The sequence below is a fragment of the Gordonia caeni genome (assembly GCF_039537105.1).
In the GTDB taxonomy this organism is placed as follows: Bacteria; Actinomycetota; Actinomycetes; order Mycobacteriales; family Mycobacteriaceae; genus Gordonia; species Gordonia caeni.
This window is the reverse complement of the sequence record NZ_BAAAZW010000005.1, coordinates 214,610-228,496: the sequence shown is the minus strand read 5'-3', so window position 1 is coordinate 228,496 and position 13,887 is coordinate 214,610. Positions and strand designations below refer to the sequence as shown.

The following is a 13,887-nucleotide window of genomic DNA, read 5'->3' as shown; positions in this document are numbered from 1 at the left end:
GGCCAGCCGGTTCAGCTGTCGGCCTGACCCTGCTTGTCGCTCTCGCCGGCCTCCACCTGGCCGGGCGCCGGGGCGGCCTCGATGCCCATGCTGGCGCGGATCTGCTCCAGCCGGGCGTGGCCGGCCATCTGGACGCTGGCCTGCTCCACTTCCATCATCCGGCCGCTGACCGAATCCTGGGCCAGCTCGGCCGAGCCGAGTGCGTTCGCGTAGCGCCGTTCGATCTTCTCACGCACCTGATCCAAGCTCGGGGTGTTGCCCGGCGCCGACAGCTCGCTCATCTGGTTCAGCGAGGAGCTGACGTGCTCCTGCATCTTGGCCTGCTCCAGCTGACCGAGCAGCTTGGTGCGCTCGTCGAGCTTGCCCTTGAGCACCATCGCGTTGCGTTCGACCGCCTGCTTGGCCGACTGCGCGGCCGTCAGCGACTGGTCGTGCAGCACCTTCAGGTCTTCCACGCTCTGCTCGGCGGTCACCAACTGGGCGGCGAAGGCCTCGGCGGCGTTGGTGTAGTCGTTGGTCTTTCGTGCGTCACCGGCGGCGGAGGCCTGGTCGGCCAGCGTCAGCGCCTGGCGCACGTTGCTCTGCAGCTGCTCGATCTTCTCCAGCTGCCGGTTCAGGCGCATCTCCACCTGGCGCTGGTTTCCGATCACCGCGGCCGCCTGCTTGGACAGTGCCTCGTGCTGCCGCTGCGCGTCGCCGATGGCCTGTTCGATCTGGATCCGCGGGTCGGCGCGCTGATCGATGGTGTCGTTGCCCCATGCGCTGAGGTAGCGCCACAGCTTCACGAACGGATTCGCCATCTTCGGATTTCCCCTTTAGTTGCAGAGCGTGTCGGGAATGGACATTACAGCGTCGATCAGCTCAGGCCGCCGCAAGTGCGCCGGCGCGGGTCTCCGCGGTCAGCACCTCGATGACCGGCGGAGTCATCACGCTGCCGACCTGGGTCAGCACCGCGCCGACCGGGACGTCGAGCGCATCGCAAATGGCTGCGAGCAGTTCGCTGGAGGCTTCCTTCTGACCGCGTTCCACCTCGGACAGGTAGCCCAACGAGACCCGTGCCGAGGTCGAGACCTCGCGCAGGGTGCGTCCCTGGTCCGTCCGGAGCCGGCGCAGTTCGTCGCCGAGCGCCTCACGCAGCAGTAGTGCCAACGACCACTCCTTCTCACTCGTTCACCTCGCCGCGGCCGCACCGTCCCGGTGCGTACCCCGACGAGTCTGTGCCGTTGACCTTATCGGAATTTCACCTCACATGCCGACGGCGGACATGCCTACTCTTCACCAGAAGAACAACCGCGGACACCCCCGGATTGTTCCCGTTCACCCCTCCTGCGTTCACTCGGCGGCGTGGCGCCGGCCCAGCGTGGCCCGCCAGAGGTAGTCCAGTCCGGTGAGCACCGTGACCGCCACCGCCGCATACAGAATCCACATCGCCACGTCGAAGGCGACGCCCTCCAACGGCAGCACCAGCAGCCCGATGCCGATCGATTGCAGGAGGGTCTTGAGTTTGCCGCCTTGGCTGGCCGCGATCACCCCGCGCCGCATCACGGCGAACCGCAGCACCGTGATCCCGATCTCGCGCACCAGGATGACGACGGTGATCCACCACGGGACCACGCCGAGGATCGACAGACTCAGCAGTGCCGCCCCGATCAGCGCCTTGTCGGCGATCGGGTCGGCGAGTTTGCCGAAATCGGTGACCAGGCCCCACGACCGGGCGATCCGCCCGTCGAGCTGATCGGTGATCGCCGCGACCGCGAAGATCACGAAGGCGGCGATCCGCCACGCCGGTTCGGCACCATCGGCCACGAACAGGACGACGACGAACACCGGCACCAGCAGAATCCGGAAAACCGTCAGCCCGTTGGCCAGATTCAGCACGGGAGCGGTCTGCACCGGTACCTGCGCGTCGGGGATCGGTTCGGTCACCCCGCCAGACTATCGGCCCGCTCTTGTGCCTGTCCCCGCGGGCGCACCGGGTCTGGGTCTATCCTCTTGATCCATGTCCACTCCGCAGCCTGCCGAGCCCCCCGTCGAGGCGAACGGGGTCACGGTGCGCCGCGCCCGGACCTCGGACGTGCCGCGGATCAAGGAGCTGATCGACGTCTACGCGGGCAAGATCCTGCTGGGCAAGAACCTGGTGACCCTGTACGAGTCGGTACAGGAGTTCTGGGTGGCCTCCGTCGACGGGCGCGTAGTCGGTTGCGGTGCGCTGCACGTGATGTGGGCCGACCTCGGCGAGGTCCGCACCGTCGCCGTCGACCCGGCCGCCGGCGGCCGCGGGATCGGCCACCGGTTGGTGACCCGGCTGCTCGAGGTGGCCCGCGAGCTCGAACTGCGCCGGGTCTTCGTGCTGACCTTCGAGGTGGAGTTCTTCAGCCGCCACGGGTTCACCGAGATCGACGGCACCCCGGTGACCCATGAGGTCTTCGAGGAGATGTGCCGGTCGTACGACACCGGTGTCGCCGAGTTCCTGGACCTGAGCTTCGTCAAACCCAACACGCTCGGCAACACCCGGATGCTGGTTCTGCTGTGAGGCTGCTCCAGTAGGGTCGTGGCCATGCCCACTTTCGCCGTCGAATACACCTACCACCCCGACCGCGCCACCCTGCGTGACGAGCACCGTCCCGCCCACCGCCTGTGGCTGCAGACCGGTCACGAGGCGGGCGTGGTGCTGATGGTGGGCGCCTACCACGACGGCTCCGGCGCTCTGCTGGTGCTGCGCGCCGACGACGAGGCCGCGGCCGCCGAGGTCCTGGCGCACGACCCGTTCGCCCTGGCCGGCGCCATCGACGACACCCGGATCAAGGCGTGGTCGAACCTCTACGGCCCCTTCGGCGACTGACCACGAGGCTGGCGACGGTGGTGACCACCAGGGTCCCGCCGATCACGCCCAGGCTCACCGGCGTGGAGATCTCCGGCACCGGAACGGGCTCGCCGCCGTTGATGAAGCCCAGTGTGTTCTCGTGCAGCGCGTGCAGCACCAGCTTCACGCCGATGAACGCCAGGATCAGCGACAGCCCGTACGACAGGTAGATCAGCTTGTCCAACAGGCCGCCCAGCAGGAAGTACAGCTGGCGCAACCCCATCAGCGCGAAGGCGTTGGCCGTGAACACCAGGTACGGCTCCTGGGTGAGGCCGTAGATCGCCGGGATCGAGTCCAGCGCGAACAGCACGTCGGTGAAGCCGATGACGATCAGCACGATCATCAGCGGGGTGACCATCAGGCGCCCGTCGATCCGGGTGAGCAGGCGGTCGCCGTCGTAGACGTCGGTGGTGCGCAGGAAGCGCCGGGCGAACCGCTCGATGCGGCCCTCCCGGTGGCGCTCGTGCGCCACCGGCTCGTCGCTCTCGGTGATCAGCTTCACCGCGGTCAGCAGCAGGAAGATCCCGAACAGGTAAAACACCCAGCTGTAGGCGGCGATCGCCGCGGCGCCGACGGCGATGAAGCCGGCGCGCATCACCAGCGCCATCACGATGCCCAGCAGCAGCACCTTCTGCTGGTAGATCCGCGGCACCATGAACCTGGTCATGATGATGACGAAGACGAACAGGTTGTCCACCGACAGGGCCTTCTCGGTGACGAAGCCCGCGAAGTACTCCCCGCCGTAGGTGCTGCCCCACTGCCACCACACGAAGCCGCCGAAGGCCAGGGCGAGCGAGATGTAGACCGCCGACCAGAATCCGGACTCGCGCAGCGTGGGATCGTGCGGCACCCGTACGTGCGAGAAGAAGTCGAAGACGAACAGCCCGGCGATCACCACGCAGGTGATCACCCAGGTCAATAACGAAACATCCACGGTCGTGGCCTCCAGCGCGCAACTCTAAGGAAGCGATGCTGGAGGTCTCTCCCATCCGCGGAGCGGACCGGCGTCCCGGGCTGCGCTGGTCCGGTGTGATCGGCACACCGGCCGCACGCGGCCGTATTGACGAGATCGCCGTCGGGGGGATACTCCCCTCCTAGATCGTGCGGCCCATCCTACGCGGGCCCGCACCCGGCACCGTCAGAAGGGCGGCTCCTCGCCGTCGCGGTCGTCGCCCCCGCCGGTGATCGAGGCGATCACCCCGGCCAGGTCCTCCGGCTTCACCAGCACCTCGCGGGCCTTGGAGCCCTCGCTGGGCCCCACGACGCCGCGGGTCTCCATCAGGTCCATCAGGCGGCCGGCCTTGGCGAAGCCGACGCGCAGTTTCCGCTGCAGCATGGACGTGGAGCCGAATTGGCTGGACACCACCAGTTCCACGGCCTGCAGGAGATCATCGAGGTCGTTGCCGATGTCGGCGTCGATGTCCTTCTTGTCCCCTGCCTTGGCGGCGGTGACGCCCTCGACGAACTCGGGCTCGGACTGTTCCTTGGTGAACTCGACGACGGCGCTGATCTCCTCGTCGCTGATGAACGCGCCCTGCATGCGGATCGGCTTGTTGGCCCCCATCGGCAAGAACAGCGCATCGCCCATGCCGATGAGCTTCTCGGCGCCCGGCTGATCCAGGATGACCCGCGAGTCGGTGAGCGAACTGGTGGCGAACGCCAGCCGAGACGGCACGTTGGTCTTGATCAGCCCCGTCACCACGTCCACCGACGGGCGCTGCGTGGCCAGCACCAGGTGGATGCCGGCGGCACGCGCCTTCTGGGTGATCCGGACGATCGCCTCCTCGACGTCCCGCGGTGCGGTCATCATCAGGTCGGCGAGCTCGTCGACCACGGCCAGGATGTACGGGTACGGCGTGTACACGCGTTCGGAGCCGAGCGGGGTGGTGATCTCGCCGGACCGCACCTTGGCGTTGAAATCGTTGATGTGACGCACCCGGGAGGCCTTCATGTCCTGGTAGCGCTGCTCCATCTCCTCCACCAGCCAGGCGAGCGCGGCGGCCGCCTTCTTGGGTTCGGTGATGATCGGCGTGATCAGGTGCGGCACCCCCTCGTACGGGGTCAGTTCCACCATCTTGGGATCGATGAGGATCAGGCGCACGTCGTCCGGGGTGGCCCGGGTCAGCAGCGAGACCAGCATCGAGTTCACGAAACTCGACTTGCCCGAGCCGGTGGAACCGGCCACGAGCAGGTGCGGCATCTTGGCCAGGTTGGCGCTGACGAAATCGCCCTCGATGTCCTTGCCGAGGCCCATGAGCATCGGATGGTCGTCGGCGGCCGCGTGGTCGTCGTTGAGCACATCGGCCAGGCGCACCATCTCGCGGTCGGCGTTGGGCACCTCGATGCCGACCGCCGACTTGCCCGGGATGGGGGCCAGCAGCCGCACGTTGTCGGTGGCGACGGCGTAGGCGATGTTGCGCTGCAGCTGGGTGATCTTCTCCACCTTCACCGCGGGACCGAGTTCCACCTCGTACCGGGTGACGGTCGGACCGCGGGTGTAGCCGGTGACGGCCGCATCCACCTTGAACTGCTCCAGCACCCCGTTGATGCGGTCGATCATGTCGTCGTTGGCGGAGCTGCCCCGCTTGGGCGGGTCGCCGTCGATCAGCAGATCCGTCGGCGGCAGCCGGTAGCCGGAGTCGCCGGTCGGCGCCGGGGCCGCCGGCTTGCGCTTGGCGGCCGCCTTGCGCTGGGCGGCCGGCTTGGGTTCGGGTGCCGGTTCGGGCGCCGGGGTGACCAGAGGACCGATCGGCTCGGTGACCTGCCGGTCCACCGGGGTGTCCAGGAGGGGCTCGGTCTGCAGATCGGGCATGTGCCGGTCGCGGGCCGCGCCGGCCGTCGGGCGGGCCGGCCGCCGTTCCGGGCGCTCCGCGGGCGCCGTGCGGCGCCGGGACCGCTCCGTCGGGCGGCGGCGCTCGTCGGGCGGATAGTTGTCGTAGGGGTCGCCCCAATCCGGCTCCGCGTCGGGGTCGGCGACCACGCCGCGGCCCCCGGTCTCGGGCGCCGGGTCCTCGTCGTCGTACTCCGGGTCCTCGTCGCCGTACTCGTCGTACTCGTCGTACTCGTCGTCGTACTCGTCGGATTCGGCGTCGCGGTAGACACCGATGCCGAGGTACTCCGAGGCGCCGTCGACCAGTTCGCGCACGGTGCGGCCGCTGAGGGCGATCAGCCCTGCGACACCGCAGAAGAGCAGGACGGGCACCGAGACCCAGACGGTGACCGCCTGGGTGAGCGGCGAGCCCAGCGCATAGCCCAGGAAACCCGCCGCACCGGCGCGTGCGGCCGAGTCTGCCGGTGCCCCGAGCAGCAGGTGCGCCAGCCCCAGCATGGACAGGCCCAGCAGGAGGCCGCCGCCGACGTTCCGCAGACGCCGCGACAGGTTGGCGCCGCGACGCATCAGCGCGACGGCGACGCCGAGCAGGACCAGGGGCAAGAGGTAGGCGAGCGAACCGATTCCGTAGCGGACCAGGGCGTCGACGAAGGCGCCGAGCGCGCCGAGCGCGCCGAACCAGACGCCGGCGATGATCAGTGCGGCCAGCAGAGTCAGGGCCAGGGCGGTGCCGTCCCGACGTGGGGACCGCTCGTGTTCGATCGTGAACTCGGGATCATCCGGATCGACCTGCGGCGACAGTCCCATCCGGGCCGCACCGCCGAGACCGCGGGCCGCCAGATTCCAGGTGGCGCCGATACCGCGGCCCAGGCCGCGGCCGAGCGTCCCCACGGTGGACGGCCGGTGGTGCATCTCCTGCGAATGATTGGCCCGGGCCGGGGGCCGGGAACCGCCGCGCGCGTTCGAGCGGCGGGGCGTGGACGTCGCCGACCGGGTACCGCCGCCGCGCGCAGCGGTGGACCGGGATCCACCAGCCTTGCCGCCACTGGTCTTGCCGCCACCGGTGTTCGAACCCCGGCCCTGAGAACTGCCGCCGCGACCGGACGCGGACGTGCGACTGCGCGTGCTTGCCTGAGAAGCCATGGCTCTCAGCCTAGTGCCTTCGGTTCACACCAGTCACACCCGCAACACTGACGGCCTGTGCGTCGTGTCGAAGTTGTGATCGTCTACAGGCCGCGCGCAGCGTTCCGAAGACGATCGACGGCCTCATCGTCGCCGGTCAGGGCGACGTCGACCGGCGCCCGACCGAACGCGAACAGCAGCAGTTCCCCCACCGAGCCGGTGACGGTGACCGGCGCGCCCTTGCCGACCGAGAGCAGCGCACGACCGTCGGGCGTGGTCAGCGTGACAGCGGCGGGCGACTTGCCCATGGTGAGCCGGCCCACCGTCTTCAGTGGAAGAACCAGCGCCTCGTCGAGCCCCGGCGGCAGCTTCCGCGGAACCCAGGGCCCGGCGGCATCGGCACCGCCGCGCAGCACGTCCTCGTGGTGCACGAACATCTCGGCCAGATTGAGGAACTTGTCGGGCCGGGCGAACGGTGAATACCAGGGCGGCCCGGCCGCGATGTCGGCGAGCAGATCGTCGTACTCGCGACTTCGGTAGGCGCGGGTGACGCGGCCAGTCCAGCCGGCCAGCGGCGGCACGAACATGCCCGCCGTGGCATCGATCCGCCGCTCACGCAGGAGCACGTGAACGGCCAGATCGCGCGTGTCCCAGCCGGTGCACAGCGTCGGTGCATCCGACCCGGCCAGCCGGAGGGCCTCCACCAGTCCGGCGCGCTCGGTCTGAGCCAGATTCACCTTGCTCATGTCAGTCGCCGGACCCGTCCGCGGAGTCCACTTCGATCACCGTGGGTACGATCATCGGCCGGCGGCGGTACTTCTGCGCCACCCAGCGCCCGACCACCCGGCGGATGCCCTGCGCGATGCGGTGGGCGTCGGTCACTCCGTCGTCCGCCAGTTCGACGAGGGTCTTGTCGACCAGGTCGGCGGCATCCGAGAGCGCCCCGGGGGCGTCGGAGAAGCCGCGGCCGGAGATCTGCGGGCGGCTGACCGCGCGACCGGTCCGCTCGTCCACGGCCACGGTGATGGCGATGAAGCCGCCCTCGCCGAGCACCAGCCGGTCCGACAGGGTGGACTCGCTCACGTCGCCGACCGACAGGCCGTCGACGTAGACGAAGCCCACCGGCACCTTGCCGGAGATCCGGGCGCGTCCGTCGACCAGGTCGACGGTCACCCCGTCCTCGGCCAGCACGATGCGATCGGCCGGAACGCCGGTGGCCTCGGCCAGCGCGGCGTTGGCGCGCAAGTGCCGCCACTCACCGTGCACGGGCATGGCGTTGGACGGCCGCACCGCGTTGTACAGGTACAGCAGTTCCCCGGCCGAGGCGTGTCCGGAGACGTGCACCTTGGCGCTGGCCTGCGTGATGACCGTGGCGCCGCGCTTGGCGAGCCCGTTGACCACGGCGAAGACGGAGTTCTCGTTGCCGGGGATCAGCGAGGAGGCCAGGACCACCAGGTCGTCGGCGCGGATGTTGATCTGCCGGTGCTCCCCGCGCGCCATGCGCGAGAGCGCCGACAGCGGCTCGCCCTGCGAGCCGGTGGTCACCAGCACAACCTTGTCGTCGGGCAGCGTCGCCGCCCTGTCGATGTCCACCTCGACGCCTTCGGGGACGTGCAGATACCCCAATTCCTGGGCGATCTGCATGTTGCGGACCATCGAGCGACCCACGAAGGTGACCTTGCGGCCGTGCCGGTGGGCCACGTCGACGATCTGCTGGATGCGGTGCACGTGGCTGGCGAACGAGGCGACGATCACGCGCTGATTGGCCTTGCCGATCACCGTGTCGAGCACGCCGCCGATCTCCCGTTCGGGAGTGACGAAGCCCGGCACCTCGGCGTTGGTCGAGTCGACCAGGAACAGGTCGACGCCCTCGTCGCCGAGCCGGCTGAATCCGGCCAGGTCGGTGAGCCGGTTGTCCAGCGGCAACTGGTCGAGCTTGATGTCGCCGGTGTGCAGCACCAGACCGGCCGGGGTGCGGATGGCCACCGCCAGCGCATCGGGAATGGAGTGGTTCACCGCGAAGAACTCGCAGTCGAACGGGCCGTAGCTCTGGCGGTCGCCCTCGCGCACCTCGATCAGGGTGGGGCGCAACCGGTGCTCGCGGCACTTGGCCGCCACCAGCGCCAGTGTGAACTTCGAGCCCACCACCGGGATGTCCGGGCGCAACTTCAGCAGGAAGGGCACGGCGCCGATGTGGTCCTCGTGACCGTGGGTCAGGACGATCGCGTCGATGGCCTTCACCCGGTCCTCGATGTACCGGAAGTCCGGGAGGATCAGGTCGACGCCGGGCTGCTGGTCCTCCGGGAACAGCACACCGCAGTCCACCACGAGCAGGCGGCCGTCGTACTCGAAGACGGTCATGTTGCGGCCGATCTCACCGATACCGCCGAGAGCCACCAGGCGCAGACCGCCCTTGGGCAGCGGCGGCGGCGACGGCAGCCGTTCGAGCAGGTCGCCGGTCACGCCGGAGCCGGTGGCGGCTTCGGCGGCCGGGTGCGGCGCGCCGCGCTCGCGCTTGTCTTTGCCCTTGGTCTGCGGTGCGTCGGCAGCCGGCGGGCCGGACTTGCGCGACGAACGACGACGCTGCGAGCGTCCCGGACCGGTCATCAGGAGATCACCTCTGCTTGGCGAAGGAGGACGAGGATCTGTTCGATCTCCGCCGGGGTCGCCGGCACCTGTGGCAGGCGCGGCTCGCCCACGTCCAGGCCGGTCAGCCGCAGTGCGGTCTTGACCATGGTCACGCCGCCGGTGAGCGCCATCGCGTCCACCAACGGGAGCATCGACTGGCTGAGCTTGCGAGCGGTCGCGAGGTCTCCGGCGGCGACCGCATCGCGCATGGCCGCCATCCGGTCGGGCACCAGATGCCCGATGACGCTGACGAAGCCCACTGCGCCCAGCGCCAGCCACGGCAGATTCAGGGCGTCCTCGCCGCTGAGATACTGCAGGTCGGTGCGGGCCATGATCTTGCCGGCCTGGTGCAGGTCGCCCTTGGCGTCTTTGATCGCCCGGATGTTGGGGTGCTCGGCCAGCGCGAGGATGGTCTCGGCCTCGATCGGGACCACCGATCGCGGCGGGATGTCGTACAGCATGATCGGCAGGTCGGTGGCATCGGCGACCGACCAGAAGTGCGACAGGATCCCGCGCTGCGGTGGCCGCGAGTAGTACGGCGTCACGATCAGCAGGCCGTGGGCGCCGATCTCGGCGGCCTCCCGGGCGCGCAGGATCGTCTCGGCGGTGTCGTAGCTGCCGGCACCCTGAATCACGCGCGCCCGGTCGCCGACGACGTCCAGAACCGTGCGCAGCAGCGCGTTCTTCTCCGCCGGCGTGGTGGTCGGCGACTCTCCGGTGGTACCGGAGACGACGAGGGCGTCGAGGCCTCGATTGACCAGGTGAACGGCCAATTCAGCTGCTTTGTCCAGGTCCAGCTTGCCGCCGGAGTCGAACGGGGTGACCATGGCGACGGCGTTCGTTCCGAAGGGCGCCGCATCGGGCCCCGTGGCAGGCGAAATCATGGCGTTCACGCTACCGCACCTGACCGGTGAGTAGTCGCTCAGCCCTCGAAGACGAAAGGCGAGGTGGCGACCTCGGAGCCGTCGGCCAGTTCACCGATCTCGAAGTCCCCGAAAGCTGTCGGCGCCAGGTCGGTCAGGCGGCGCAGACAGGCCACGGCCAGCTCCCGGATCTCGGTGTCCGCATGTTCGGTGGCGCGCATACCGATGAAGTGGCGCCACGCGCGGTAGTTGCCGGTCACCACGATCCGCGTCTCGGTCGCGTTCGGCAGCACCGACCGGGCCGCCTGCCGGGCCTGCTTGCGCCGCAGGATCGCGTTCGGAACGCCGGCGAACTTGTCCTCGAGGCGGTGCAGCAGTTCGGCGTAGGCCGCCCGGCTCGCATCGGTGGCGGCCAGGAACAGCGCCTCCAGTTCCGCATCGCCGCGGATCGCCGGCGGGGCCACCACGTTCGCATCGTGCTCGGGGACGAACCGCTGCGACAGCTGCGAGTAGGAGAAGTGGCGGTGCCGGATCAACTCGTGCGTGCACGACCGCGAGATCCCGGTGATGTAGAAGGTGGCGCTGGCGTGTTCGAAGAGCGAGGTGTGCCCCACCTCGAGGACGTGCCGCAGATACCCGGCATTGGTCGCGGTCCGCGGATTCGGCTTGTCCCAGCTCTCGTAGCAGGCACGGCCGGCGAACTCGATCAGGGCTTCTCCCCCGTCGGCATCGGTCGACCAGGGCACGTCGGGGACGTCGAAGCTGGTCGACGCGACCAGTTGCACCTTCAGCGGTACCAGCTCGGACACGTTGTGACACTCCCGTTCTCGTCGCGGCCCAGTGCTCGCCGGGCCGTAGTCAGTATGCCCGGCCCGCCGGACGCTTGGGACCCTCAGCCCACCGCAGTTACACTCGGCGATAATTGTCAACCTGGTTCCGACGTCGAGAGCAGCCCCTCTGATGACTTCCACCCGTACCGCGATCATCCGCCGCGCAGCCGGCCTCACCGTCGCCGCAGCGGTCGGCCTGGCCCCGCTCGTGGTCGGCACCGCTCCCGCGCAGGCGGTGCCCTCCCAGCAGGCACCGGCCCCCGCCGCCGAACGCGTGCAGATCGGCGGCGTCTACGACGCGCGCACCTTCGCCGACTACCGGACCGCCGACGGCCGCGCCCTGGGCGACCGCGTGATCCGCAGCGGTGACCTGCAGAACCTGAACAACGCCGGCCTGGCCGAACTGAGACGTCGCGACGTGACCACCATCGTCGACCTGCGCACCGTCGTCGAGACCCAGCTCAAGCCCAACCGGGTCGTCCCGGGTGCCCGGGTGGTCCGGGCCGACGTGATGGCGCTCGCGCCGCTGGCGGGCTCGGCCGACTTCCCCGGCATGTACCGGACCTTCGTCGACAACCCCGGCGCGCGTGAGGCCTACCGCACCACCCTGCTCGAGGTCGCCAAGGCCGGCGAGGCCGGCGATTCCATCCTGATCCACTGCTCGGCCGGGCGCGATCGCACCGGCTGGGCCTCGGCCGTCCTGCTGCGGATCGCCGGCGCGGACATGAAGACGATCGAAGCCGACTTCCTCGCGGGCCACAACGGCACCGACGTCAACTGGCTTCGCGGCGCCTTCGCACACGCCGACCGCATGTACGGCAGCTTCGACGGGTACCTGCACAAGGGCCTGCGGCTGAGCGATGCCGACATCTCGCGTATCCGCAGCGCCGTGCTCGCCTGAGGTTCGCTCGCGCTCAGGTCCGCGTGATGCCGAGGTTCACCGCCGCGTAGACGGTGCCGCCGTCCTGTTCGGCCTTGAGCAGTCCGGTCGCGTCGTAGATGCCGTCGGTGTCGTTGCGGGTGTCCCGATCGGGGTGCCCGCTGTACGGACGGGCCGCGAAGACCGAATCGTTGAGGTCGTCGTCGAAGTACAGCTGACTGGTGCGGGCCGTGGTCTTGTTCAGGTGCACGCGCAGATGGATGTGCACCGTGCGGCCGGAGTACCAACCCGGATAGATGCTGGTGAAGCGGGCGATCCCAGACGAGTCCGTGGACTGCGCGCCGCGCAGGTAAGTCTTCTCGTCCGAGGTGGTGGACTCGCGGTCGCCCGAACTGTACGAGCCGTCGGAGAGCGTCCCGCCGCCGTCGCCGCCCGGGCCGGGTCCACCGGGGCCACCGGCGGGCGGCTGTCCGGAGGGCCGCTCGCCGGCGGGCGGCGCGCCGCCGGGTGGTCCCCCGCCGGGACCGCCGGACGAGGCGGAGTTCGCTTCGAAGCCCGAGTAGTTGCCTTCGGCGTCGCAGTGCCAGATCTCGACCACGGCATCGCTGACCGGCGCCGGGTCGCCATCGACCCGGCAGTTGTCCAGGTCCACCACGCGCAGGGCCAGCGCCAGCGGTACTCCCTCGCGGTCCTCCCGGATGTCCGCGCGGATGCGGTCGACGTCGAACCAGTACGGCCCCTCGGTCTCCTCGCTGGTGGTGGGGCACTGCGGCGCCTGCGCCAGCAACTCGTTGAGGAGCTCGTGGTCCCCGGTCGCTGCGGCCTGCGCCGAGCCGCTCGTCGACCCGGACGGCGCCCCGTCGTCGGTGCCGCACGCGGCGAGCACCCCGGCCAGCCCCAGGGCTCCGGTGCCGAGCAGCATCCCGCGTCTGGACACCGCCCCGTCCACGGGGCGGTTCTCCGGGGGCAGTTCGTGGCGGGTCTTCCCGAAACGTGCGTGCATGCCAGCGAACCCTAAGCGGAGTTCCTGTCAGGTCGCTGTGGGTCGCCTGGGACCCGGCGGCTAATCGCCCCGGACGATCGCGGCGAGCTTGGCGTAGGTGTCCTCCCAGCCGTGGACCGGGATCGAATCGATGCCCAGGTCCTGGACCGGACGGTCGTTGCCGCCCTCGTCCAGCCGGTCACCGAAGAACAGGATGTCGTCGGTCGTCAGGTCCAGCAGCTCCATCAGGCGGCGGGCCCCGTACGCCTTGTCGATGCCCTTGGCGGTGATGTCCACCGAGGTGGATCCACCGCTGCGGACCTCCAGGTCGCCCAGCCGCTCCGCCGCGTAGGCGCGCAGCGCCTCCTTCTTGCGGCCGTCGGGGTCCCACGCGGACTTCGCGTCCACCGGCGCGGCTTGCCCCAGGGCGCTGAAGGTGATCTGGCTGCCCCGGTCCTCCAGGATCGGGCCCCACGTCTGGGACTCCCACAGCCCGAGTTCGCGGGCGCCGGCCTCGACCACCGCCAGTGCCCGCGACTTCTGGTCGTCGGTCAGGTCCTCGGCGTAGACGGTGACCCACTCCGGGTCTTCCCAGCGCAGGTAGCGGGTGCCGTTGGTCGGCATCAGGTGCAGGTTGGCGCGGTCGTCGAACTCGCCGAGACGGTCGAGCACCTGGCTCTGGAACTGGCCCATCTGCCCACCGGAGATGATGCAGCCGAGCGAGACGCCGAGCATGTCGCGGAACAGTTCGACCATCTGATCGCTCATCGCGGTCTTCGACGGGGCGAGCGTGTCGTCCAGATCGAACATGACGAGTCGGTAGGTCTTGCCGTTGTGGGTCAGTCCGTCAGCCATGCGCGTCAGCTTAGCCAGGCGCCCGGACCGGGCC

The 13,887-nt window shown here is 69.6% G+C and carries 14 protein-coding genes; 3 read left to right on the top strand and 11 right to left on the bottom strand.

Features of this window, described 5'->3' with window-relative positions:
• Nucleotides 1–11: 11 nt before the first annotated feature.
• From ABD732_RS10070 to pgsA, 3 genes are all read right to left on the bottom strand, one after another.
• A complete protein-coding gene (locus ABD732_RS10070) occupies nt 12–800 on the bottom strand; it encodes a PspA/IM30 family protein (RefSeq protein ID WP_425553019.1) in 789 nt (262 codons plus the stop codon).
• A gap of 61 nt (nt 801–861) precedes the next feature.
• A complete protein-coding gene (locus ABD732_RS10065; RefSeq protein ID WP_344783205.1) occupies nt 862–1,149 on the bottom strand; it encodes a helix-turn-helix domain-containing protein in 288 nt (95 codons plus the stop codon).
• A gap of 183 nt (nt 1,150–1,332) precedes the next feature.
• Nucleotides 1,333–1,926: a CDP-diacylglycerol--glycerol-3-phosphate 3-phosphatidyltransferase gene (gene pgsA / locus ABD732_RS10060; protein ID WP_344783203.1), complete on the bottom strand. Its 594-nt coding sequence runs from the start codon at nt 1,924–1,926 to the stop codon at nt 1,333–1,335.
• Nucleotides 1,927–1,999: 73 nt separating this feature from the next.
• Between pgsA and ABD732_RS10055 the strand changes: the two genes are divergently transcribed.
• Complete coding sequence (locus tag ABD732_RS10055) at nt 2,000–2,533, top strand: amino-acid N-acetyltransferase (RefSeq protein ID WP_344783201.1); 534 nt, start codon at nt 2,000–2,002, stop codon at nt 2,531–2,533.
• 24 nt (nt 2,534–2,557) lie between these two features.
• Nucleotides 2,558–2,842, top strand: a complete 285-nt coding sequence (locus ABD732_RS10050; RefSeq protein WP_344783199.1) for a YciI family protein — start codon at nt 2,558–2,560, stop codon at nt 2,840–2,842.
• Here the strand turns inward: ABD732_RS10050 and ABD732_RS10045 are convergent.
• The 6 genes from ABD732_RS10045 to thyX all read right to left on the bottom strand — a co-directional run bounded on the left by ABD732_RS10045 (nt 2,802) and on the right by thyX (nt 11,115).
• Nucleotides 2,802–3,797 (bottom strand): TerC family protein, encoded by a 996-nt coding sequence (locus tag ABD732_RS10045; RefSeq protein WP_344783197.1) that lies wholly within the window; start codon nt 3,795–3,797, stop codon nt 2,802–2,804. The two genes, ABD732_RS10050 and ABD732_RS10045, sit on opposite strands and share 41 nt — an antisense overlap.
• A 204-nt stretch (nt 3,798–4,001) precedes the next feature.
• The gene (locus ABD732_RS10040; RefSeq protein ID WP_344783195.1) at nt 4,002–6,836 is read right to left on the bottom strand and encodes a DNA translocase FtsK; all 2,835 of its coding nucleotides are present in this window, start codon (nt 6,834–6,836) and stop codon (nt 4,002–4,004) included.
• An 83-nt stretch (nt 6,837–6,919) separates the two neighbouring features.
• Nucleotides 6,920–7,552, bottom strand: coding sequence for a TIGR03085 family metal-binding protein (locus ABD732_RS10035; protein WP_344783499.1), 633 nt, complete (start codon nt 7,550–7,552; stop codon nt 6,920–6,922).
• Between the two features lie 10 nt (nt 7,553–7,562).
• Nucleotides 7,563–9,422: a ribonuclease J gene (locus ABD732_RS10030; RefSeq protein ID WP_344783193.1), complete on the bottom strand. Its 1,860-nt coding sequence runs from the start codon at nt 9,420–9,422 to the stop codon at nt 7,563–7,565.
• On the bottom strand, nt 9,422–10,327 hold the full coding sequence (gene dapA / locus ABD732_RS10025; RefSeq protein WP_344783191.1) for a 4-hydroxy-tetrahydrodipicolinate synthase: 906 nt from the start codon (nt 10,325–10,327) through the stop codon (nt 9,422–9,424). The genes ABD732_RS10030 and dapA overlap by 1 nt, the downstream gene beginning before the upstream one ends.
• A 38-nt stretch (nt 10,328–10,365) precedes the next feature.
• Nucleotides 10,366–11,115, bottom strand: a complete 750-nt coding sequence (thyX, locus tag ABD732_RS10020) for an FAD-dependent thymidylate synthase (RefSeq protein ID WP_344783189.1) — start codon at nt 11,113–11,115, stop codon at nt 10,366–10,368.
• A 151-nt stretch (nt 11,116–11,266) separates the two neighbouring features.
• Between thyX and ABD732_RS10015 the strand changes: the two genes are divergently transcribed.
• On the top strand, nt 11,267–12,037 hold the full coding sequence (locus ABD732_RS10015) for a tyrosine-protein phosphatase (RefSeq protein ID WP_344783187.1): 771 nt from the start codon (nt 11,267–11,269) through the stop codon (nt 12,035–12,037).
• 13 nt (nt 12,038–12,050) lie between these two features.
• Here ABD732_RS10015 and ABD732_RS10010 read toward each other — a convergent pair whose 3' ends face one another.
• On the bottom strand, nt 12,051–12,938 hold the full coding sequence (locus ABD732_RS10010) for an intradiol ring-cleavage dioxygenase (protein ID WP_425553027.1): 888 nt from the start codon (nt 12,936–12,938) through the stop codon (nt 12,051–12,053).
• A gap of 141 nt (nt 12,939–13,079) precedes the next feature.
• Nucleotides 13,080–13,853 (bottom strand): HAD-IIB family hydrolase, encoded by a 774-nt coding sequence (locus ABD732_RS10005; RefSeq protein ID WP_344783183.1) that lies wholly within the window; start codon nt 13,851–13,853, stop codon nt 13,080–13,082.
• Nucleotides 13,854–13,887 lie beyond the last annotated feature (34 nt).